This window comes from Sphingomonas prati, assembly GCF_014643515.1.
In the GTDB taxonomy this organism is placed as follows: Bacteria; Pseudomonadota; Alphaproteobacteria; order Sphingomonadales; family Sphingomonadaceae; genus Sphingomonas_R; species Sphingomonas_R prati.
The window spans coordinates 373,959-394,839 of record NZ_BMJP01000001.1 but is presented as its reverse complement, the minus strand read 5'-3'; the positions used below and the strand labels follow the sequence as shown (position 1 = coordinate 394,839).

General features: G+C 68.6%; 15 protein-coding genes. 6 read left to right on the top strand and 9 right to left on the bottom strand.

The window, feature by feature from the left end; all coding sequences use genetic code 11:
- Window positions 1-75 precede the first annotated feature (75 nt).
- Together IEX50_RS01825 and IEX50_RS01820 are read left to right on the top strand one after the other, a co-directional pair.
- Window positions 76-3,156: a glycosyl hydrolase family 28-related protein gene (locus IEX50_RS01825; RefSeq protein WP_229673578.1), complete on the top strand. Its 3,081-nt coding sequence runs from the start codon at window positions 76-78 to the stop codon at window positions 3,154-3,156.
- A gap of 110 nt (window positions 3,157-3,266) precedes the next feature.
- Entirely contained in the window at window positions 3,267-6,305 is a 3,039-nt protein-coding gene (locus IEX50_RS01820; protein ID WP_157177239.1) for a TonB-dependent receptor plug domain-containing protein, read from the top strand.
- Window positions 6,306-6,352: 47 nt separating this feature from the next.
- On the opposite strand, the gene IEX50_RS01815 is transcribed toward IEX50_RS01820, so the two are convergent.
- The 6 genes from IEX50_RS01815 to IEX50_RS01790 all read right to left on the bottom strand — a co-directional run bounded on the left by IEX50_RS01815 (window position 6,353) and on the right by IEX50_RS01790 (window position 13,148).
- Window positions 6,353-7,525, bottom strand: a complete 1,173-nt coding sequence (locus IEX50_RS01815; protein ID WP_198350694.1) for an MFS transporter — start codon at window positions 7,523-7,525, stop codon at window positions 6,353-6,355.
- Between the two features lie 154 nt (window positions 7,526-7,679).
- The gene (locus IEX50_RS01810; RefSeq protein WP_157177238.1) at window positions 7,680-8,159 is read right to left on the bottom strand and encodes an Hsp20 family protein; all 480 of its coding nucleotides are present in this window, start codon (window positions 8,157-8,159) and stop codon (window positions 7,680-7,682) included.
- Window positions 8,160-8,313: 154 nt separating this feature from the next.
- The gene (locus IEX50_RS01805) at window positions 8,314-9,543 is read right to left on the bottom strand and encodes an MFS transporter (RefSeq protein WP_157177237.1); all 1,230 of its coding nucleotides are present in this window, start codon (window positions 9,541-9,543) and stop codon (window positions 8,314-8,316) included.
- Between the two features lie 56 nt (window positions 9,544-9,599).
- A complete protein-coding gene (locus IEX50_RS01800) occupies window positions 9,600-10,847 on the bottom strand; it encodes an arsenic transporter (protein WP_157177236.1) in 1,248 nt (415 codons plus the stop codon).
- 310 nt (window positions 10,848-11,157) lie between these two features.
- The gene (locus tag IEX50_RS01795; RefSeq protein WP_184075080.1) at window positions 11,158-11,604 is read right to left on the bottom strand and encodes a ferritin-like domain-containing protein; all 447 of its coding nucleotides are present in this window, start codon (window positions 11,602-11,604) and stop codon (window positions 11,158-11,160) included.
- 65 nt (window positions 11,605-11,669) lie between these two features.
- Complete coding sequence (locus tag IEX50_RS01790; protein ID WP_157177235.1) at window positions 11,670-13,148, bottom strand: deoxyribodipyrimidine photo-lyase; 1,479 nt, start codon at window positions 13,146-13,148, stop codon at window positions 11,670-11,672.
- 106 nt (window positions 13,149-13,254) lie between these two features.
- Between IEX50_RS01790 and ribB the strand changes: the two genes are divergently transcribed.
- A complete protein-coding gene (gene ribB / locus IEX50_RS01785) occupies window positions 13,255-14,379 on the top strand; it encodes a 3,4-dihydroxy-2-butanone-4-phosphate synthase (RefSeq protein ID WP_184075082.1) in 1,125 nt (374 codons plus the stop codon).
- Between the two features lie 75 nt (window positions 14,380-14,454).
- Here ribB and IEX50_RS01780 read toward each other — a convergent pair whose 3' ends face one another.
- A complete protein-coding gene (locus IEX50_RS01780; RefSeq protein WP_157177233.1) occupies window positions 14,455-15,591 on the bottom strand; it encodes a glycosyltransferase family 4 protein in 1,137 nt (378 codons plus the stop codon).
- The gene (locus IEX50_RS01775; RefSeq protein WP_373285265.1) at window positions 15,588-16,535 is read right to left on the bottom strand and encodes a UDP-2,3-diacylglucosamine diphosphatase; all 948 of its coding nucleotides are present in this window, start codon (window positions 16,533-16,535) and stop codon (window positions 15,588-15,590) included. Before IEX50_RS01775 ends, IEX50_RS01780 begins: the two co-directional genes overlap by 4 nt.
- A gap of 203 nt (window positions 16,536-16,738) precedes the next feature.
- Here IEX50_RS01775 and IEX50_RS01770 point away from each other — a divergent pair, with 203 nt between their 5' ends.
- Both IEX50_RS01770 and IEX50_RS01765 read left to right on the top strand, forming a co-directional pair.
- A complete protein-coding gene (locus IEX50_RS01770) occupies window positions 16,739-17,455 on the top strand; it encodes a class I SAM-dependent methyltransferase (protein WP_157177232.1) in 717 nt (238 codons plus the stop codon).
- Window positions 17,456-17,478: 23 nt separating this feature from the next.
- On the top strand, window positions 17,479-18,090 hold the full coding sequence (locus tag IEX50_RS01765) for a hypothetical protein (RefSeq protein ID WP_157177231.1): 612 nt from the start codon (window positions 17,479-17,481) through the stop codon (window positions 18,088-18,090).
- A 128-nt stretch (window positions 18,091-18,218) separates the two neighbouring features.
- Here the strand turns inward: IEX50_RS01765 and IEX50_RS01760 are convergent, their stop codons facing one another.
- A complete protein-coding gene (locus tag IEX50_RS01760) occupies window positions 18,219-19,880 on the bottom strand; it encodes an aminotransferase class III-fold pyridoxal phosphate-dependent enzyme (RefSeq protein ID WP_157177230.1) in 1,662 nt (553 codons plus the stop codon).
- Between the two features lie 35 nt (window positions 19,881-19,915).
- Here IEX50_RS01760 and asd point away from each other — a divergent pair, with 35 nt between their 5' ends.
- Window positions 19,916-20,809 (top strand): archaetidylserine decarboxylase, encoded by an 894-nt coding sequence (gene asd, locus IEX50_RS01755; RefSeq protein ID WP_157177229.1) that lies wholly within the window; start codon window positions 19,916-19,918, stop codon window positions 20,807-20,809.
- The last annotated feature ends 72 nt before the right edge of the window (window positions 20,810-20,881 follow it).

The window sequence follows — 20,881 nt, the reverse complement described above, 5'->3', positions numbered from 1 at the left end:
GACTATCGCGACCTTTGTCGCGGTCGCGGATCGCGCGGCAAGCGGGAATAGACAGGCCGGACAGGGAGCAGGACGATGGCGCGCGACGGAATGAAGACGGGTATTGCGGCCGGGCTGCTCGCGCTTTTGCTGGCGGGTACGGCCGCGCCCGCCATCGCCGCATCGGGCGTGTCGGCGTTCGGCGCCGCGACCGACGACCCACGCGCCGTCACCGTGCGGGGGCGCGGCGACGGCGTGGCGGACGACAGCGCCGCGATCCAGGCGGCGATCGACGCGGCGGAGGCGAAGGGCGGCGGCGGCATCGTGTTCCTGCCCGCCGGCCGGTACCGCATCACGCGCAGCCTGTTCCTGTGGCCGGGCGTGCGGCTGTTCGGCGTCGGGCGGACGCGACCCGTGATCCTGCTCGCGCCCGCCACGCCGGGGTTCCAGACGGGCGTCGGCAGCATGGTGTTCTTCACCGGCAACCGGCCGGGCGGCGCATCGCCCGGCCCTGGCGGAAAGGTAGCGACCGGCCCGGTGCCGGTGCCGCCGCCGACCAGCGTGCCGTTCGACCCGCGGATCGGCGATGCCAATTCGGGCACATTCTATTCCGCGCTGTCCAACGTCGATTTCGAGATCGGCGACGGCAATCCGGCCGCCACTGCGGTGCGGTCCCACGCCGCCCAGCACGCCTATCTCAGCCATATCGATTTCCGGCTCGGGACGGCGCTGGCCGGGATCTACCAGGTCGGCAATCTGGGGATGGACCTGCATTTCCACGGCGGCCGCTACGGCATCCTCACCGAGAAACCGTCGCCCGCGTGGCAATATACGCTGCTCGATTCTACGTTCGAGGGGCAGCGCGACGCCGGCATCCGCGAACATGAGGCGGGGCTGACTTTGGTCAACACCAGCTTCCGCAACATGCCGGTCGGGGTCGAGATCGACCGTGGCTATGGCGACTGGCTGTGGGGCCGGGACGTGCGGTTCGAGAACGTCGCCAAGGCCGGCGTGATCGTCAGCAACGAAGGCAATGCCTACACCCAGATCGGGTTCGAGAATGCGACCGCCAGCGGCACGCCGGTGTTCGCCCAGTTTCGCGACAGCGGCCGGACAGTGGCCGGCCCCGCGGCGCAGTACCGCGTCCGATCGTTCACCTACGGTTTGACGCTGAACGGCACGGGGGCGGGGGCACCGACCACCGGCACGTACGAGACCCGGATGGACGCCGCAGCGCTGTCCGCCCGTCCGCGTACGCCGGCGCCCGCGATCCGCGCGTTGCCCGCGGTCACGACCTGGACCAACGTCCGCACCCTCGGCGTGCGCGGCGACAACAGCGCGGACGACACCACCGCGATCCAGCGCGCGATCGATCGCCACCGCGTGCTGTATTTCCCGAGCGGCTTCTACCGCGTCACCGATACGTTGAAGCTCCGCCCCGACAGCGTGCTGATCGGCCTGCACCCCAGCCTGACGCAGATCGTGCTGGCCGAGGACAGCCCGGCCTATCGCGGCGTCGGCAGCGCGCGTGCGCTGATCGAAAGCGCGAAGGGCGGCGCGGCGATCCTGTCCGGGCTGGGCCTCGCCACCGGCGGCCGCAACCCGCGTGCGACCGCGCTGCTGTGGCGCGCGGGCGAGGCATCGCTGGTCGACGACGTGAAGTTCCAGGGCGGCCACGGCACGAACCTGCCCGACGGCACCCGCTTTGATCCGTATAACGCCAACCACACCGCCGACGCGGACCCGGCGAAGCGCTGGGACGGGCAATATGCCAGCCTGTGGGTGACCGACGGCGGCGGCGGCACGTTCAACGGGCTGTGGACGCCCAACACCTATGCGCAGGCCGGGCTGTACGTGTCGGATACCGACACGCCGGGCCATGTCTACGAAATGTCGGCCGAACATCATGTCCGCGCCGAGATCGTGCTGGACCGCGTGCGAAACTGGGAATTCCTGGCGCCGCAGACCGAGGAGGAGGCGGGCGAGGGCCGCAACACCGTCGCACTGGAGGTCCGCAACTCGCGCGACATCCTGTTCGCGAACCTGCACGCGTACCGCGTCACGCGCTCGCTGCAGCCCGCGCCGGCCGCGGTGACGCTGTATAATTCGACGAACATCCGGTTCCGCAACGTCCACGTGAACGCCGAAAGCGGCTTCTCGACCTGCGACGCGAACGGCTGCGGCACCTATCTGCGCGCGAGCAAGTTCCCGTACGAGAATGCGATCCGCGACGTGACCCGCGGCACCGAGATCCGCGAGCGCGAGTTCGCGGTGCTCGACGTCACCGACGCGCCGACCCCGGCCGCGACGCCGTCGCTCGCGCCGGTCCGGAAACTGGCGGACGGCTTCTATTCGATCGGCGGCGGGGCGGTCGATGCGGCGGGCAAGCTCTACTTCGTTGATCGGCAGTTCCAGCGCATTCATGGCTGGTCCGCCAGGGAAGGCCTGTCGATCGTGGCGGACGCGCCGCTCGATGCGGTCAACCTGGCGGTCGATCGCTCCGGCGACCTGATGGTGCTGTCCTCCGCCGGCCCCGCCGCGACGGTTTACAGCATCGACCCGCGCAAGCCCGCGGAGGTGCGGCTGATCGCGCCGACCGCGGCCGCCACACGGCGCGGGGCGAGCGTCGCGCTGCCCGGCAGCTTCTGGAACAATGGCGAATTCCGCGACCAGTATGACGCGGCGACCGACCGTTTCCCGACGCTGGCCGACATGTTCGCGCGCGACATGGCGGTGCCCAAGGCACGCGACTATGTCTCGCCGGACGGCAGCCTCGTGCTGCCCGCGTTCCGCGTGTGGCAGCAGGGGCCGGCCGATCACATCGGCTGGCGCTTCTCCGATACGCTCGACACTTACGGCCTCGTCACCGGCAAGGTGGGCCAGCGCATCCACGTCGCCAACGCGTCGGAGAACCGGACCTATAGCGGGCTGCTCGGGGCCGGCGGGGCGGTGACCGACCTGCGTGCCTTCGCGCCGCGCGGCGGGGAGAGTGTGGCGACCGGGCCGGACGGGCGGGTCTATGTCGCGAACGGGCAGGTGTTCGTCTACGCCGCGGACGGCCGCGAACTGGGGCGGATCGACGTGCCGGAACGCCCGCTGCAACTGGTCTTCGGCGGGGCGGACGGCCGCACTTTGTTCATCCTCGCCCACCACGCGCTGTACGCCGCGCAGCCGTGATTTCCGGGCCACACGCGACCATGGTCGCGGGTGCCGCACCCCCCGCAATCCGGTAACTCGGAGGTAATTAGAACAAGCATCGCACGACGGTGCACGACAGGGGATGAACCATGACGACCGAACAGGGGATTCGTACATCGACCGTTGCATGGCGTGTCGCCGGCAGCCTCGCGGCGCTGGCCGCATCGCTCGCCAGCGCACCGGCCTTCGCGCAGGCGACACCCGTCACGCCGCCGGCCGACGCGGGCGTCCCGGCCTCCACCCGCACCGCCGATCCGGCCGCGCCGGACCAGTCGATTGCGCCGCGCACCACGCCCGCCGAAGGGCCGCAGGACGCCGGATCGATCGTCGTCACCGGCACGCGCATCACATCGAGCGGGTTCGCCGCGCCGACGCCCACTACGGTGATCGGCGAGGACGCGATCCTGAAGAATGCGCAGCCCAATATCTTCAACACCATCGCCCAGCTCCCGTCCTTGCAGGGATCGACCGGCGCATCCACCGGCACGTTCAGCACGTCCAGCGGCACGCAGGGGCTTAGCTCCTTCTCGCTGCGCGGCCTCGGCGCGATCCGCACGCTGACGCTGCTCGACGGGCAGCGGGTGGTGGGCGCCAACGTCACCGGCGTGCCGGACATCAGCATGTTCCCTCAGCTGTTGATCAAGCGCGTCGACGTGGTGACCGGCGGCGCGTCCGCATCCTATGGGTCCGACGCGGTCGGCGGCGTGGTCAACTTCATCACCGACACGCGGTTCAAGGGGTTCAAGGCCAACGTCCAGGGCGGCGTGACGCGCTACGGCGACGACAAGCAGGCGCTCGTCCAGGCGGCCTACGGCGCTTCGTTGTTGGACGACCGGCTGCACGTGATCGTCAGCGGGGAATATGACGACGAGGACGGCGTCGGCCCGGGCGATTACGGCACCGACTTGGCCAAGGGGCGCAACTGGTATCGCGCGTCGACGTTGCTCAACACCGGACAGACCAACAACGGCCTGCCGCAGTTCAACTATCGCGATTTCGCGCAGCCCTATCAATATGCGAAATACGGCCTGATCAACAACGGGCCGCTGCAGGGGATCGCGTTCGACCAGAACGGTGCGCCGTATCAGTTCAACTACGGGTCGAACGGCCGTCCGACGGGTACCGGCGCCGTCACCAACTGCTTCCCCGGCAACAGCTTCTGCGTCGGTGGCGATCTTTCGGGGGCTCCTGGCTCGGGCGCTTCGCTCAAGTCGTCACTCGAACGGCTGATCGGCTTCGGCCGGATCGGTTATGACTTCGCGGAAAGCAGCGAGGCCTATGTCACGGTCAACGTGGCGCAGGTGAAGACCAGCAACCAGCCGAGCCCGGGCTACAACCGCCCCAACCTGACCGTGCAGTGCGCCAACCCGTATCTGCCGCAGCTCGTCCGCGATCGATGCGCCACGGCGGGCATCACCCAGTTCAATTTCGGCAGCAGCAACGCGAACTTCCCCAACCCGCTGGTCCAGACAGATCGTCGGCAATATCGCTTCGTCGCCGGCCTGAAGGGCAAGTTCGACGTCGGCGGCACCGACTGGACCTATGACGGCTATTACGAGCACGGCGTCACCAAGGCGGCGATCGATGTCGAGCGGACCGTGTTGCAGAACCGTTATGTTGCCGCGACCAACGCGATCACGCTGAACGGCGCGATCGTCTGCGCCGATGCGGCGGCGCGCGCGGCGGGGTGCCAGCCGATCAACATCTTCGGCGGTGCGACACCGTCGGCGGCGGCGCTCGCCTATGTCACCCCGGCCAACGGACCGTTGCAGCGCACGACGCTGAAACAGGACGTCGCCAGCCTGAACTTTTCGGGCGAGCCGGTCGAACTGTGGGCGGGGCCGCTGTCGGTGGCGTTCGGTGCCGAATATCGCCGCGAATATTACCGCGTCCGCGGCGACCCTTACGGTGCCGGCGTGACCGACGTCAGCCCAAACAGCGAAGCCTATCCGGCCGATCCGCTGCTGAACTCGACGCTCGGCAGCAACTGGGCGGCCGGCAACTACAAGAACGGGACGGGCAAGTACGACGTCTATGAAGGGTTTCTCGAACTCAACCTGCCGCTGTTCGACAGTGAAGCGATCGGCAAGGCGAACGTGAACGGCGCCGCCCGCGTGACGCGCTACAGCACGTCGGGCACGATTTGGGCGTGGAAGATCGGCGGGACGTGGGAGACGCCGCTCGACGGCATCCGGCTGCGTGCCGTCACGTCGCGCGATGTGCGCGCGCCGAACCTGTCAGAACTGTTCGCCGCACCGACCGTCACGACGCTGCCCAGCTTCACCAATCCGTTCGGCGGCCCTGCCGTGCAGATTTTCCAGAACACGGTCGGTAACACCGACCTGAAGCCTGAAATCGCGCGCAATACCGAGGCGGGCATCGTCCTGTCGCGTCCGTCCTGGCTGCCGGGGCTCAGCCTGTCGTTCGACTATTACAACATCAAGCTGAACGGCGTCGTGTCCACCCTGTCGGCGGACCAGATCGTGCGCTTCTGTTTCGAAGGGAACCAGGCGTTCTGCGGCGGCTTCGAACTGAACAGCCCGACGCAGGGCGGCAATTTCGTGAACGTCCAACCGTTCAACCTGGCATCGTGGAAGACCAGCGGGTTCGATATCGAGGCGAGCTACGCCTGGAAGCAGCCGCTCGGCCTGCCGGGCAGTTTCACGATCCGCGCGCTCGGCACTCATGTGCGGGAATTCAAGGTGGCGGCCGGCATCGCGGGCGTCGCCACGGTCGACCAGGCCGGCGCCAACAACGGCGCGACGCCCAACTGGAAATGGCTGGCGACGCAGAGCTACGACAACGACCTGTTCAGCATAAACGTCCAGCAACGCTGGTTCTCGGACGGCAATTTCGGCAACCAGTATGTCGTCTGCACGACGGGCTGTCCCGCCTCGACCGCCAACAATCCGACGATCGACTACAATAAGATGAAGGGTGCCTTCTATGTCGACGTCGGTGGATCGGTGAACCTGACCAAGCAGGTCAGCGCGTTCGTTCGCGTGGAAAACGTGTTCGACCATGATCCGGCGGCCGCACCGCAGACCAATACCGGTTTGGACGTTAATCCGGCGCTGTACGACACGCTCGGCCGCTTCTACCGCGCCGGTGTCCGCGCCCGCTTTTGACGCGTGATCCCGCCGGTCCCCGGGGAGGGACCGGCGGCTTCAATTTCCTACCGCCGCGCGTGCAGCAGCTGGATCAGCAGCGCCGCGGCGGACAGCGTACCGCCGAACATCGACACCGCGGTCCAGCCCGCGCCCCAAGCCCAGATCGCGGTGGCCGAGCCCGCAGCGCCGCCCAGGAACATCGCGCCCATGAAGATGGTGTTGAGCCGCGCCCGTGCTTCGGGCCGCAGCGCGAACACGATATGCTGGTTCGACACCAGCGCGCCCTGCACCCCGAAATCGAGCAGGATCACGCCGACGATCAGCCCGGCGATCGAAGTCCACAGCCCGAAGATGATCCAGGCGACCAGCGTCAGCGCCGCGCCCAGCAGGATCACCGGCTTCGGCCCGCGGCGATCCGCGATCCGCCCGGCGATCGGCGCGGCCAGCACGCCGACCGCGCCCACCACGCCGAACAGCCCGGCGACGTCCGCGCCCATACCGAACGCCGGCGTCTGGAGCAGGAGCGCCAGGATCGTCCAGAACGCGCTGAACCCGCCGAACAGCAGCGCCTGCGTCACCGCCGCACGGCGCAGCGCGGGGAAGGTCCGCCATAGATCGGCCAGCGACGCGATCAACGCGGTGTAGCGCATCTCCGCCGCCGGCATGCTGCGCGGCAGCCGCATCGCCATCACAGCCGCCGCGCCCAGCGCCATCGGCACGCCCAGCCAGAACATCTCCCGCCACCCCGCATGGGTCGCGACGAACCCGGCAAGCGTCCGGCTGAGCAGAATGCCGCAGAGCAGCCCCGCCATGACGGTGCCGACCGTCGCCCCGCGCCGTTCCGGCGTCGCCAGATGGGCGGCGAACGGCACGATCTGCTGCGCGACGGTCGCCAGCACGCCGACAAGCAGCGAGGCGACCAGCACCAGCGCCGCACCGGGCGCCGCCGCCACCATCGCCAGCGCGGCCGCCAGCCCGATGAACTGCACCACGATCAGCCGCCGCCGTTCGACCAGGTCGCCCAGCGGGACGAGCAGGAACAGCCCGGCGGCATAGCCCAGCTGCGTCGCGGTCGGCACCAGCGGCATGATCCCGCCGGGCAGGTCGCGCTCCATCACGCCCAGCATCGGCTGGTTGTAGTAGATGTTGGCCACCGCGACGCCCGCCGCCGCCGCCATCGCGAACGTCAGCCCGCGACCGAGCGGGGCCGCGCCCGCCGGCTGTTCCGTCGATGTCATGCTCACCCTTCCGTTGCGGCCGAGCCGCGTCGCGCACCCCATAGCCCAAGGTGGCGGCGGCATGCACCGGTTTGATCGAACGCCGCGGACAACAAAAAGGGCCGCCGCCGGTCCCGAAACCGGCGGCGGCCCGCTCGCACCTCGCTACGTGGGATCAGGCGGCGTTGCGATCCGCGACCGGCGCTTCGATCCGGTCGTTGGCCGCGGTGCTCGCGCTCGCGATCTCGATCCGGCGCGGCTTCATCGCCTCCGGCACCTCGCGGCGCAGCGCGATGCGCAACAGTCCGTTGTCGAACCGCGCGCCCTGCACCTGCACGAAATCGGCGAGCTGGAAGCGTCGCTCGAACGCGCGGGTCGCGATGCCGCGGTGGACGAAGCGGCCCTCGTCGCGCTCGTCCGGCCGGCGCCCGCTGACGGTCAGCTGGTTGTCCTGCGCCACGATGTCGATGTCCTCGGGCCGGAACCCGGCCACCGCCAGCGTGATCTGGTAGCTGTCCTCACTCTCGCGCTCGATATCGAACGGCGGGTAGCTGTCGACCGTCTCGACGCGCGCATTGGTTTCGAGCAGGTCGAACAGCCGGTCGAAACCGACCGTGGACCGCCGATAGGGAGTGAAATCGAAGCTCGTCCTCATATCCAAATCCTCCTCATGAGCAATCTGAGCACAAGGAGCACCGGGAGAGCCGGTGCCCTCAACTTGGGTGCCGGACCGATCAACGCATCCGACGGCGAGCGAGATAATTCGAGTGTCCCGACCGTCAAGAATGTCGCCGGAAAATTTTTTTGGGTCACCCCTTTTTCGTCTCCGGCATCGCGATTGCGTAGAGCGCGAGACCCGCCACGGCGATCCCGGCGAGCGTCAGGAACCCCGCGGCATAGCCCGCCGACACGATGATCCCGCCGGCCAGCGATGCGGACAGCGCCGCACCCAGCCCCTGCGCGCTGGCGACCGCGCCCTGGCTGACGTTGAACCGCCCGGTCCCCTTGGTCAGGTCCGCGATCAGCACGGGGAACAGCGCGCCGAAGATGCCCGCGCCGACCCCGTCCAGCGCCTGCACTCCGACCAGCCACCAAGGATTGTTCGACACGGTGTAGAGCGCCCCGCGCGCCGCGAGTACGCCGAACGCGACCAGAAACAGCGGCTTCGTCCCCCAGCGATCGGTGTTGCGCCCGACGATCACCGCGACCGGCACCATCACCAGCTGCGCCGCGACGATGCACGCGGCGGTCAGCGACGTCGCCTGGTCCTTGCCCACCGTGCGCGACAGCAGCTGGCTGACCGACGTCAGCATCGCGGCATTGGCGAGGTGGAACAGGAACGCGATCACCGCGAACAGCAGCAGCGGCCGGTTTTCGACGAGCGCCTTCCACCCGCTCAGCTCCTCGCACCCTTCCTCCGGCTCGCACTCGAGCCCGCGTGCGACCGCATTGTCGATGTCCGCGTTGCGGATCCGCATGGTCGTGACGATGCTCGCCACGGTCAGCCCGCCCATCAGCCAGAACACCACGACCGGCCCGAAATTCCACGCGAGGACGCCGGCCAGCGCGGCCGACACCGCGTTGCCGGCATGATTGAACGCCTCGTTCCGCCCGACCCGTCGCGCGAACAGCTTGGGCCCCACCAGCCCCAGCGTGATCGCCGAGATCGCGGGTGCGAACACCGCGCCCGCCACTGCCGCCACCGATTGCGTGATCGCGACGAACGTGAAGCCGGAGACAACGGGCAGCGACAGGCTGCTGATCGTCACCAGCAGCGCGGCGATCATCACGGTCCGCGGCTTGTTCCGGCTGCGGTCGATCAGGCTGCCCGCGGGCGTCTGGCCGAGCAGCCCGACGATCCCGGCGATCGTCAGGACGAGGCCGACCGTCGCCTCGTTCCAGCCATGTGCCGGGCCCCGGACTGCGAGCAGGTAAATGGCGAGATACGGTCCGAGCCCGTCTCGCACGTCCGCCAGGAAGAAGTTGAGCGCATCGAGCGTGCGCCCCTGCGACGGGTTGGGCTTGGTGTCTGCGGCCATGGCTGTGCGTCCGTTCGGGGGGAGGGTGCCGGGGGAGGGGCCGGTAGAGGGGGGCGTCATCCGATCAGCAATCGGACGCCGAGTGCCGCGACCAGCGCGGGCACCATCGTGACGAGGCCGACGCGGAAGAATTGCCAGAAGCCGACATCCTCGCCCTCCCGCCGGATCGCCTGCAGCCAGAGGATCGTCGCGAGCGAGCCGGTGATCGACAGGTTCGGGCCGAGATCGACGCCGATCAGCAGCGCGTCGACCACGATCCGCGGCGGCTGCGCCTGCGCGACCGCACTGCTCGCGATCAGCCCGGCGGGCAGGTTGTTCATCAGGTTCGACCCGAACGCCAGGATCGTGCCGGACACCGCCGCCGCGCGCGCCGGATCGGCGGACGCGGTGCGCAGCGCGCCGGCAACGCGGGCGATCACGCCGGTCCGGTCCAGCGCCTCGACCAGTACGAACAGCCCGGCGACCAGCGGCAGGACGCTCCACGACACGTCCCGCGCAACCGCGATGGGCGAACGTCGGGCCAGCGCGCAGACGACCAGCGTCGTCGCCACGCCCGCTATGCAGGTCGGCAGCCCGAGGTCGACCCCGCGCAACGACATGACGAGCAGCAGCACGGCGGTCGCGACGATCCCGGCGAATGCCAGCTTCCCGCCCCAGCTCAGCGGCGCGCGCTCGACCGTTGTGGTGCAGGTGCCGGCGATCCGGTCGCGCTGCACCCAGCGCAGCATCAGGAACGTCGCACCGATCGCCGCGACCGAGGGCAGCGCGAACGACCCGAACCACTCGGCCAGCGGCGGCATCTGCCCGCCGTACAGCACGAGGTTGGCGGGGTTGGAGATCGGCAGCACGAAACTGGCCGCATTGGCGATCAGCGCGCAGGCGAACAGCAGCGGCAGCGGATCGGCCTTCGCCTTGCGCGCGGCGGCATAGACCGCGGGGGTCAGCACGACCGCGGTGGCATCGTTCGACAGGAATGCGGTCGTGACGACCCCGGTCGCGAACACCAGCGCGAACAGCCGCGGCGACGATCCGCGCGCATGGATCGCGGCGGTCGCGGCGATCCAGTCGAACATCCCCTCGGCCCGCGCGACTTCGCTGAGCAGCATCATGCCGACTAGGAACAGATAGACGTCGAGGCCCTTGCCGACCGCGCCGGCCGCCGCGCCCCATGGCATGAACCCGCCCGCGATCAGCAGCACCGCGCCCGCCACCGCCCAAACCGCCTCCGGCCAGCGGAACGGCCGCACGATCACGCCCGCGGTGGCACCAGCGCAGATCGACCAGACGGCGGCGGTCGCGATCATGCGGAGCGACGTCCGGCTGGGGCGAAATCAGGCATGCGGCAGAGTTCCCCGGTCCGGTCGTTCGCGGCTCTTATCGGCGCGTATCGGTAAACATACGTCAAGTGCGGCCCCGCGGTTTCAGCGGAGCTGATTGTCTGCCCTGGTTCTACGGACGACGAACAAATGCGCCCTGAACGGGGCTGTTCAGCTTCGGTTCGGGCGGCGAGCACGTACCGTGTGAGGTTGGTAACCGGTTGGACAACGCTCGAACGAAAAGCGGCCACACCCGGGGTCCGGGTGCGGCCGCTCGATTAACTTACGAAAAGAAAGCTCAGCCGATGCTGTGCTTCAGCGCGCTCATCTTGTCGTGGCCCTCCTTGACCGAAGCGAAGCCGTCCTTGACCGCTGCCAGCGTCGCCGGGGAAAGGTCGGCTTCCTGCATCGCGGCTTCGTACTTGGCCTTGATCACGTCTTCGCCGCGCTCGACTTCCTCGATGATCGCCTTGTCGTCCTTGCCGGTGATGGCCTGCTTCAGGTCCATGAACGAACGGTGCGCTGCGGCCAGCAGGCTCGAGTCCATTTCCGGCTCGCCACCCAGCGTGCGGACCTGCGCCTGCAGCTTCATCGCAACGGCGCTGCGATCACGTGCGAAATCGGCGAACATCGTCGCGAACTGCGTGCTCTCGGCGTCCTTGGCCGCTTCTTCGTAACCCTTCATGCTGTCCAGCGTGGTTTTGATCAGGCTGTTCAGGACGGTGACGTCGGTCGTGTTGCTCATGATGGCTCCTTTCGAGAGAGCCGGTAGAACGCGCACGTTCGAATTAGGTCCCACGCCAATAAGTACTATGAGCCGACTAGATATCGCTCGGTCGGGACTTCATCCGGGACGGTCGGGGTGGGCGCGGGCCGGTTGGCGGCCTCGTGCAGCCATTGCGGTCCGTTCGGGCGGTGGCGGGTCGAACCGTCTGACCGCGTCGCGACCTTGCCATAGACCGGCGCTTCGTCTCGCGCCGGCGCGCCGCCGTCGAAGGACGATGCGATGTTGCCGTAGGTCGACGGATCGCGCCCGTCGAGGCTCAGCCGGTCATTGAGGTAGCAGGCCACCGCCCACGCGGCCTCGGGATCGGCGGTCATCGCGATGATCCGCTTGCCCCAGTACATCCGCAGATTGTTGTGCATCCAGCCGTCGATCAGGAACTGGCGCTGGCAGGCGTTGAACGTCTCGTCCTGCGTCGTGCCGTGCAGGATGTCGGCGAGCGTCTCGCCGTCCCAGCGGCGGTCGCCGGCATGCGCCTCCAACGTCTCGCGTGCCCAGCCTGCGATCCGGTCGTAGCGCTCCGGTGCCGCCAGTGTCCGTGCGCGGTAGTGGAACCACTCGCGCCAGCTCAGCAGCTCGTCGGCGAACTTGTCCTTGCATGCGGCGGGCGCTTTGGCCGCGTCGACCGCGTCCATCACCTCGCGCGGACCGATGACGCCGAAATGCAGATAGGGCGACAACATGCTCGCGCCCTTCGGCCGCGTCGCGTCGTTGCGCGTGCCCGCATAGCTCGGCAGTACGGCGCCGACCAACCGCTGCAGTCCTTCCAGAGCACCCGTCCGCCCGCCGACGAACAGCGGGCTCGGCGGTACGCTGTGATCAATGTCGGCTGCGGCGACGAGCGCGTCGAGGTCCGCGTCGGACATTGCGCCGAGATCGTCGGGCAAGAACGGCAGCGACCCGTCGTAGCGTGCGACCGCCGGCACCTCCGCGGTCGCATGCTGCCACTCCGCGCGCAGTGGTTCGTGCCGACGGCGGAAGGCGGAAGTCGAGCCGATCCCGTCGCCGAGGACGGCCGGCGGGACGAGGCAGGCCGCGTTGACCGCCAGCACTGCGCGGTCGGCCCGCGCCGCGACACGCTCCGACTGCCAGCGCGCGACGAACGTCGGCTGATCCTCGACCAGCACCGCCGCGCTGTCCGCGGCCAGCCGGTACACCAAGCCCTTCTCGCGCATCCCCGCCCGGTCGACATGCTGGACGCACGCGATGCCGCGCGCAGCACAGTCCCGCGCCAGATCGCGCCCGGCGGCGAGCATGAACCCGTGCAGCCGGTCCGACGCGTAGGGATAATCCTCCCGCACGCCCTGATAGACCAGCACCGGCAGGCCGAGCGCGTTGCCCAGCCGGATCGCCGCGTCGATCACCGGATTGTCGTTCGCCCGCAACGCCTGTTGCAGCCAGCACAGCACGTAACGTCCGTCGGCCCGGACGGCCTCGGCGTTGAGCGGGCGGACGCGTGGCGCCTCGGACCAGGAGGCGAGCGGGGCGGGGAGGGGAGCGATCATCCCCGCCCAACGGTCCGGCCCGTATCGCGATCCATCCGCGCGGGTTGCGATCGGTGCGATCCGCGCCGATATGCGGGCAAGGCATTCCCAGGGTTGGATGGTACGGATGAACACCGCGTTGGCGCATATCAGGCACGGGTTCCTCTCGTCCCCCGAAGAACTGATCGACGAGGCGCGCAACGGCCGCATGGTCATCGTGGTCGACGACGAGGACCGCGAGAACGAAGGCGACCTCATCATCCCGGCGCAGATGGCGACGCCCGATGCGATCAACTTCATGGCGCGGTTCGGCCGCGGGCTGATCTGCCTGGCGATGACCAGCGAACGCACGACGCAGCTCGGCCTGGAGCCGATGACCCGCGCGAACGGCACGCGCCACGGCACCGCCTTCACCGTGTCGATCGAGGCGAAGGAGGGCGTGTCGACCGGCATCTCCGCCGCCGATCGTGCGCGCACCATCGCGGTGGCGATCGATGCGGGCAACGGGCCGGACACCCTCGTGTCGCCGGGCCACGTCTTCCCGCTGATCGCCAAGGACGGCGGCGTGCTGGTCCGCACCGGCCACACCGAGGCTGCCGTCGATATCGCGCGGCTCGCCGGGCTGAACCCGTCGGGCGTGATCTGCGAGATCATGAAGGACGACGGCACGATGGCGCGGCTCGACGACCTCGTCGCCTTCGCGCAGCATCATAATCTGAAGCTCGGCACCATCCGCGACCTGATCGCCTATCGCCGGCGCTACGACCATCTGGTCGAAAAGCGTGCGGAGGCGGACTTCGCCAGCCATTGGGGCGGCGACTGGAAGGCGATGACCTTCTGGAACCGCGCGACCAACACCGAACAGCTGGTGCTGGCCAAGGGCACGATCGACCCCGACAAGCCGACGCTTGTCCGGATGCACGCGCTGTCGCCGTTCGCCGATATCTTCAACGATCTCAGCGGGCGTGGCGGGCTGCTGCAGAAATCTATGGAGATCATCGGCGCGGAGGGTGCGGGCGTCATCGTCATCATCAACAGCACCGATCAGGACGCGTTCACCACCGCGCTGCGCGTCCGGTCCGGCGAGGCGAGCGTCGCCGAGATGGAGGCGCTGCGCGACTACGGCGTCGGCGCGTCGATCTTGACCGAACTCGGCGTGCAGAAGATGGTCCTGCTGACCAACACGCACCACACGCTGGTCGGGCTCGACGGCTACGGCCTGTCGATCGAGGGCGAACGCCGGATCGACTGACCGGTTGGCGTTGTAACTGACGTCGTTCCCCCGCGCTTGATGTTCGCGACTAGACCGCTGAACTTCGAGCGGAACCTACGCCGGTTTGGCGCTGTCCTTTGCAAACGCCGGACGGCGAACCGGCATTGCCGTGGGCCGGCGCGTCCGGCGGCGCAACGGGACGGGATCGGTCGGCAGGCGGGTCCGCGGGCGTAGCCCGGCGAGGAACTGGTCGGTCGATGCCGCCCAGCTGAACCCGCGGCCATAGTCCGCGCAGGCCACGCGATCCGCCCACATCGCGCGGTCGATCGCGACCCCGAGGTCTTCGTCGAGCGCGCCGATCGGTCGCGTGCCGCCACTTAGCCCGACGCCTTCGATCCCCACCACGTCGAGCGGCCCCTGCACAGGATAACCCGCGACCGGCACGCCGCTCGCCAGCGCCTCCACCATCACCAGCCCGAACGTGTCGGTCCGGCTCGGGAACACCAGCACTTCGGCCGCGCGGTACACCGCGGCCAATTCCGCGCCGTGCAGCGCGCCTAGGAACAGCACGTCGGGATGCGCCGCCCGCAAAGTTGCGAGCGCGGGGCCGTAGCCGACGACGATCTTCGTCCCCGGCCGATCGACGTCGAGGAATGCGCCGATATTTTTCTCCACCGCGACGCGCCCGACATGGAGCAAGAACGGGCGGGGCAGGTCGGTCAGCGCGGCCGGCACCGCATCGCCCGGCGTGAACAGGCTTAGGTCCACGCCGCGCGACCAGCGGTGCGTGCGTAGGATGCCGCGGCCGTGCAGTTCGTCCTCAAGTCGTGCGGTGGCCGCCAGCACGTTGGCCGCCTCCCCGTGGAACCGGCGCAGCAGCGGCCAGAACCAGTCCGCCGGCAACCGCGTGCGCAGCGCGACATAGTCCGGGAAGCGCGTGTGGAACGACGTCGTGAACGGCATGCCGCGGTCGATGCACCAGCGCCGCGCCGCCCAGCCGATCGGGCCTTCCGTGGCGATATGGACCGCATCTGGGTCCGCCGCCGACAGCGTCCGCGCGACGGCCCGCCCACACCCCAGCGCCAGCCGGATCTCCGGATAGCTGGGGCAGGGGACGGTCCGGAACAGATCGGGCGTGATCATGTCGACGACATGGCCACGCGCCACGACCTCCGCCGCGGTGGTGCGCAGCGTGCGCACCACGCCGTTCACCTGCGGCGCCCACGCGTCGCTACAGATCGCGATCCTCATGCCGCGACGACGGGGCGCTTTGCCTCGGCGCGGCGGGCGGACTGCTGCGCACGGGCGCGCTCGTGCCAGTCGAGCACCTCCATCCGGCCGTCGTCATGTTCGACCAGCGCGGTGCAGCTTTCGACCCAGTCGCCGTCGTTATAGTAGGTCACGTCGTTGAACTGGCGGATCTCGGCGGTGTGGATGTGGCCGCAGACGACGCCGTCGACCCCGCGTTCGGCCGCGGCATGCGCCACCGTCTCCTCGAACCGGCTGATGAACTGCACCGCGTTCTTCACCTTGCGCTTGGCATAGGTGGACAGCGACCAATAGGGCAGGTCCAGCCGGCGGCGCACCGCGTTGTAGACCGCATTCGCCTTCAGCAGGAAGGTGTAGGCCGAGTCGCCGAGGAAGGCGAGCCAGCGCGCGTAGAGCACGACGGCGTCGAACGCATCGCCGTGAACCACCAGCAGGCGGCGTCCGTCGGCGGTGACGTGAATATCCTCGGGCAGCAGCTCGACCCCGCCGAATTCCAGCCCGACATAGTCGCGGAACGCCTCGTCATGATTGCCCGGCAGGTAGACGACGCGCGTGCCTTTCGTCGCGATCTTCAGGATGCAGCGCACGACATCGTTATGCCCCTGCGGCCAGTACCAGCCCTTCTTGATCTGCCACCCGTCGACGATATCGCCGACCAGATAGAGCGTGTCGCATTCGATCGTGCGCAGGAAATCGAGCAGCAGGTCCGCGTTGCAGCCCGCGGTACCCAGGTGGAAATCGGACACGAACACCGTGCGGAACCGCATGCGGTCCTTCGTCGGCGGCGTGTCGGCCGGATCCTCGGCAGCCAGCCACGTCGGCAACGGAATGCGCGGCCGGCGGCCACCGCCACCGATGCCCGAACCCGGAGCTCGATCCCGGGTCGGTGCCAGCTTTGCCGTGCTGTCGTCGAACATGGTCGCCATGGCGTTTCCCCTGTCGCTGCCGCCGGCCGGTCGCCGCTGCGGTCCGTTCATGATTAGTGCAGGTTCGCGTCGTGGCGGTTTCGGCTGCGTGACGGTCCTGTCACCGTCCTGCCACCGCATGTTCACCGATCCGCAACCGGTTCGTCATGGTTCGTGGCCACCGTGGTTATCGGCCGATCTTTCCGGCCGCATGCGGTGACGGGATGCGTGTCGATATGGTGAAAACACTCGCAAAGCAGGCCGGTTCGGTTGGCAAGCCGGCCGACAAACAACTCGACAAGCAGGTCGTGACCGCGGCCTACGATCGCTGGGCGCCGGTGTACGACATGGTGTTCGGCCCGGTGTTCCGCCGCGGCCGACGCGCCGCGATCGTGGCCGCCGAGAAGGTCGGCGGGCGCATCCTGGAAGTCGGCGTCGGCACTGGCATCTCGTTGCCCGACTATGCGTCGACCAGCACGCTGTTCGGCGTCGACATCTCCGAGGAGATGCTGGAACGCGCACGCACCCGCGTGACGCAGCTGAAGCTCGCCAATGTCGAGGGTATCCAGGTGATGGACGCCGAGGCGCTCGATTTCCCGGATGCCGCGTTCGACGTGGTCGTCGCGCAATATGTCGTCACCGCGGTGCCCAACCCGGAACGCGCGCTCGATGAATTCGTGCGCGTCGTGCGGCCCGGCGGGCTGATCGTGATCGCCACGCGGATCGGCGCCGAAGGCGGCCTGCGCGGCGGGATCGAACGCGCGTTGATGCCGGTCACCAGCCGGCTCGGCTGGCGCACCGAATTCGCGTGGGAACGCTATGCCCGCTGGGCCGGCGGCGCGGGGGTGGAGCTGGTCGAACGCCGGCCGCTGCCTCCGCTCGGCCACTTCGCCCTCATCTGTTTCCGCCGGCGCGACGTGCCCGTCGCCGTCGCCGCCTGACCCCCCCCGAAAGGACGAACCGCATGCCTGCATTTCTCGCGTCGTTGCGCGAACAGCGGTGGGACGATCACCGCTACTACCATCACAGCCTGGTCAATCAGGCGCTCCATTTCGTCAGCGCGACGACGTTCCTGTGCGCCTATGTCGTCCTGTTCATCGATCCCGCGCTCGCCAGCCTGCTCGGCTGGCTGGTCGCGATGACGACGCGGCAGTCGGGCCATTTCTTCTTCGAACCCAAGGGCTACGATCACGTCAACGACGCGAGCCACGAGCACAAGGAAGAGATCAAGCTCGGCTACAACCTGTTCCGCAAATGGGTGCTGGTCGGCATCTGGGCCGCGACGCCGATCCCGCTGCTGATCGATCCGACGCTGTTCGGGCTGTTCACCCCGCATGACGGCTTCGTCCAGTTCGCGCGTCACCTGGGTCTGGTCTGGCTGGGCCTTGCGGTCGCGGGCCTGCTGTTCCGCATGGTGCAGCTGTTCGTGCTGTACGACGTGCCGACCGGGGTGACCTGGGCCACGAAGATCCTCACCGATCCGTTCAGCGACTTCTGGCTCTACCGCAAGGCACCGCTCCGCCTGCTCCGCGGCGAGACGATCGACGCGCGGCTGGTCGAGGCTGCGCGTCACTAAAACGTGACGTTCGGCGCTCGATCACCAACGCCGTTTGGTTCGAGCCTGTCGAGAACCCTGCGCAGAGTTCTCGACAAACTCGAACCAAACGGACTCTGAGCTTTGAGTTTGCCGGGGGAAGCTCGGTGCTAACCCGTCTGCCCGAACCGCGCCGCCAGCGTCTCGCGCAGGACGCGGCGGCGGACCTGCTTGGGGGTGATGCCGGGTTCCACCCACCACCATCCGTCCGCCTGCATCGCTTGCGCCGCCGCGACGAACCGGGTCGCGACCTCCGCGAACGCCGCATCGTCATAGTCCAGGCTGAAGATCAGCCGGCCGGTCCCGACCCAGCTGAGCGCCAGCCCTTCGGCGCGGAGATAATATTGCAGCATCCAGTTGTAGCGCGACGGCACGTCGTACAGCACGGTCCAGACGGTCGACATGTTGGCAACCTTCACCGGCACGCCCGCAGTCGCCAGCCGCTGGTTCAGGTCGGCCGCCCGCGCATCCCAGCGTTCGTCGATCCCGTCGTAGAGCGCCAGCACCTCGGGCGTCTCGATCCGATCGAGGAACGCCGCCATCGCGCCCATGACATAGGGGTGCGCGTTGAATGTGCCGCGCGCGAAGCAGATGTCGACCGGCCGGTCCTCGCGGTACCGCTGCATCAGGTCGCCGCGCCCGCACAGCACTCCGACGGGCAGGCCGCCGCCCAGCGTCTTGCCGTACGTCACCATGTCCGGCCGCACGCCGAAATAGGCGGCCGCCCCGCCCGGCGCGAGCCGGAAGCCCATGAACACCTCGTCGAAGATCAGCACGATGCCGCGCTTCGTGCACACCGCGCGCAGCTTGTGCAGCCAGGCGGTGTAGGCCTCCCGATCGAAATGCGCGCGCCGGCTGCCGTCGACCAGCGTGCCGTCCGAGGGCGCGCCGCCATTGGGGTGCAGCGCCTGCAACGGGTTGATCAGCACGCAGGCGATGTTGCGCCGCGTCGCCAGCACCTTCAGCGTGCGGTCCGACATTTCGGCGAGCGTGTAGGTGCCGTCGGCCGGCGTCGGGTTGCCGATGCCGGGCTGCACATCGCCCCACCAGCCATGATAGGCGCCGCAGAACCGCACGAGATGGCTGCGCCCGGTGTGGTAGCGCGCCAGCCGTACCGCCTGCATCACCGCCTCCGTCCCCGACATGTGGAACGAGACCTCGTCCATGCCGGAGATTTTGCGGAGCCGCGCGACATTGCCCTGCACGACCGGATGATAGGCACCCAGCACCGGCCCGAGCGCCTCGACCCGCGCCGTGCCGTCCGCAATGCAGTCGCGGTAGAAGCCGTAGCCGAACAGGTTGACGCCGTACGACCCGGTCAGGTCGTGATAGTGGTTGCCGTCGAGATCGGTGACCGTCGTCCCCTCCGACGAGGCCAGGAACGCGCCGACCGGCAACCGCTCGCGCACGATCCGCGCGAACTGGAACGGCACGCGGTAGCGGCTGGTGAATTTCAGGTCGGAATAGCCCTCCCGCAGCGCCGCCGTCTCGGCCAGCGTCTTGGGGCAGCGGCCGCGGAACAGGTCGGACAGCCGCGCGAAGCCGGCGGTGCGCGCCGCCACGACGTCGTCCGGCGCATCGTCCGCGCGGAAGAAGCGGTCCTCGCCATAATCGTAGAACGGGATCTGCCCCGCGACGCGCCGGCCCATCCGCGCATGGCCGGCGAGCGACCGATGTTTCGCGCGCGACAGGGTGAGCCGCGGCACGCCCTTCAACCAGGTGGTTCCAACGATGGCGCCCGCGCCGACGAAGCCGAGAAGTGTCATGTTCATGACCGGCAGCGTTATGACCGAACGGGGAAAATCTCATGACAGTCCGCAGCGCCATCACGCGTTTCCTGATGCAGGAGGATCTGAATTTCCTGCTGACCAACCGCATTCCGCGCCGCGTGGCGACGACGTTCATGGGGCGGGTGAGCAAGATCGAACAGCCGCTGGTCGCGCGCGCCTCGATCGCGGCGTGGCGGTTCTTCTCCGACGTCGACCTGGGTGACGCGGCGGAGGCAAAGTACCCGAGCCTCCACGCCGGCTTCACCCGCGCGCTGCGCCCCGGTGCGCGGCCGGCCGATCCGGATCCCGAGGTGCTGGCCAGTCCGTGCGACGCGATCGTCGGGGCGTGCGGGCGGATCGACGGCGACATGCTGATGCAGGTGAAGGGCTTTCCCTACACGTTGACCGACCTGCTCGGCGATGCCGCGCTCGCCGCGCCGTTCCGCGACGGCAGCTATGTCACGCTGCGGCTGACGGCCGGCATGTACCACCGCTTCCACGCGCCGCACGATGCGGAGGTGCAGGAGATCCGCTATCTGTCGGGCGACACCTGGAACGTGAACCCCATCGCGCTGAAACGCGTCGAGCGGCTGTTCTGCCGGAACGAGCGTGCGGTGCTGCGGCTACGGCTGGCGCAGGGCGGCTGGCCGGTGTTGCTGGTGCCCGTCGCGGCGATCCTGGTCGCGGGCATCCGGCTCCACTGCCTCGACACCGAACGGCTGCTGCGCGACGGCGGCCCGCGGCGGATCGCCTGCGCGGTGCCGGTGGCGAAGGGCGCAGAGATGGGCTGGTTCGAACATGGCTCGACCATCCTGGTGTTCGCCCCGCCGGGCTTCGCACTTTGCGTGGCGGAGGGCGAGCAGGTGCGGGCCGGCGTCCCGCTGATGCGCCTGCCGGGGACTGACGCGGGGCTGTGTAGCGATCCGGCCTGACGGCACGCCGACAAACCTGGGCCGACCCACTCGGTTATAAGCATCGCAACCGGGTTTTTGTGGCATGGGGGC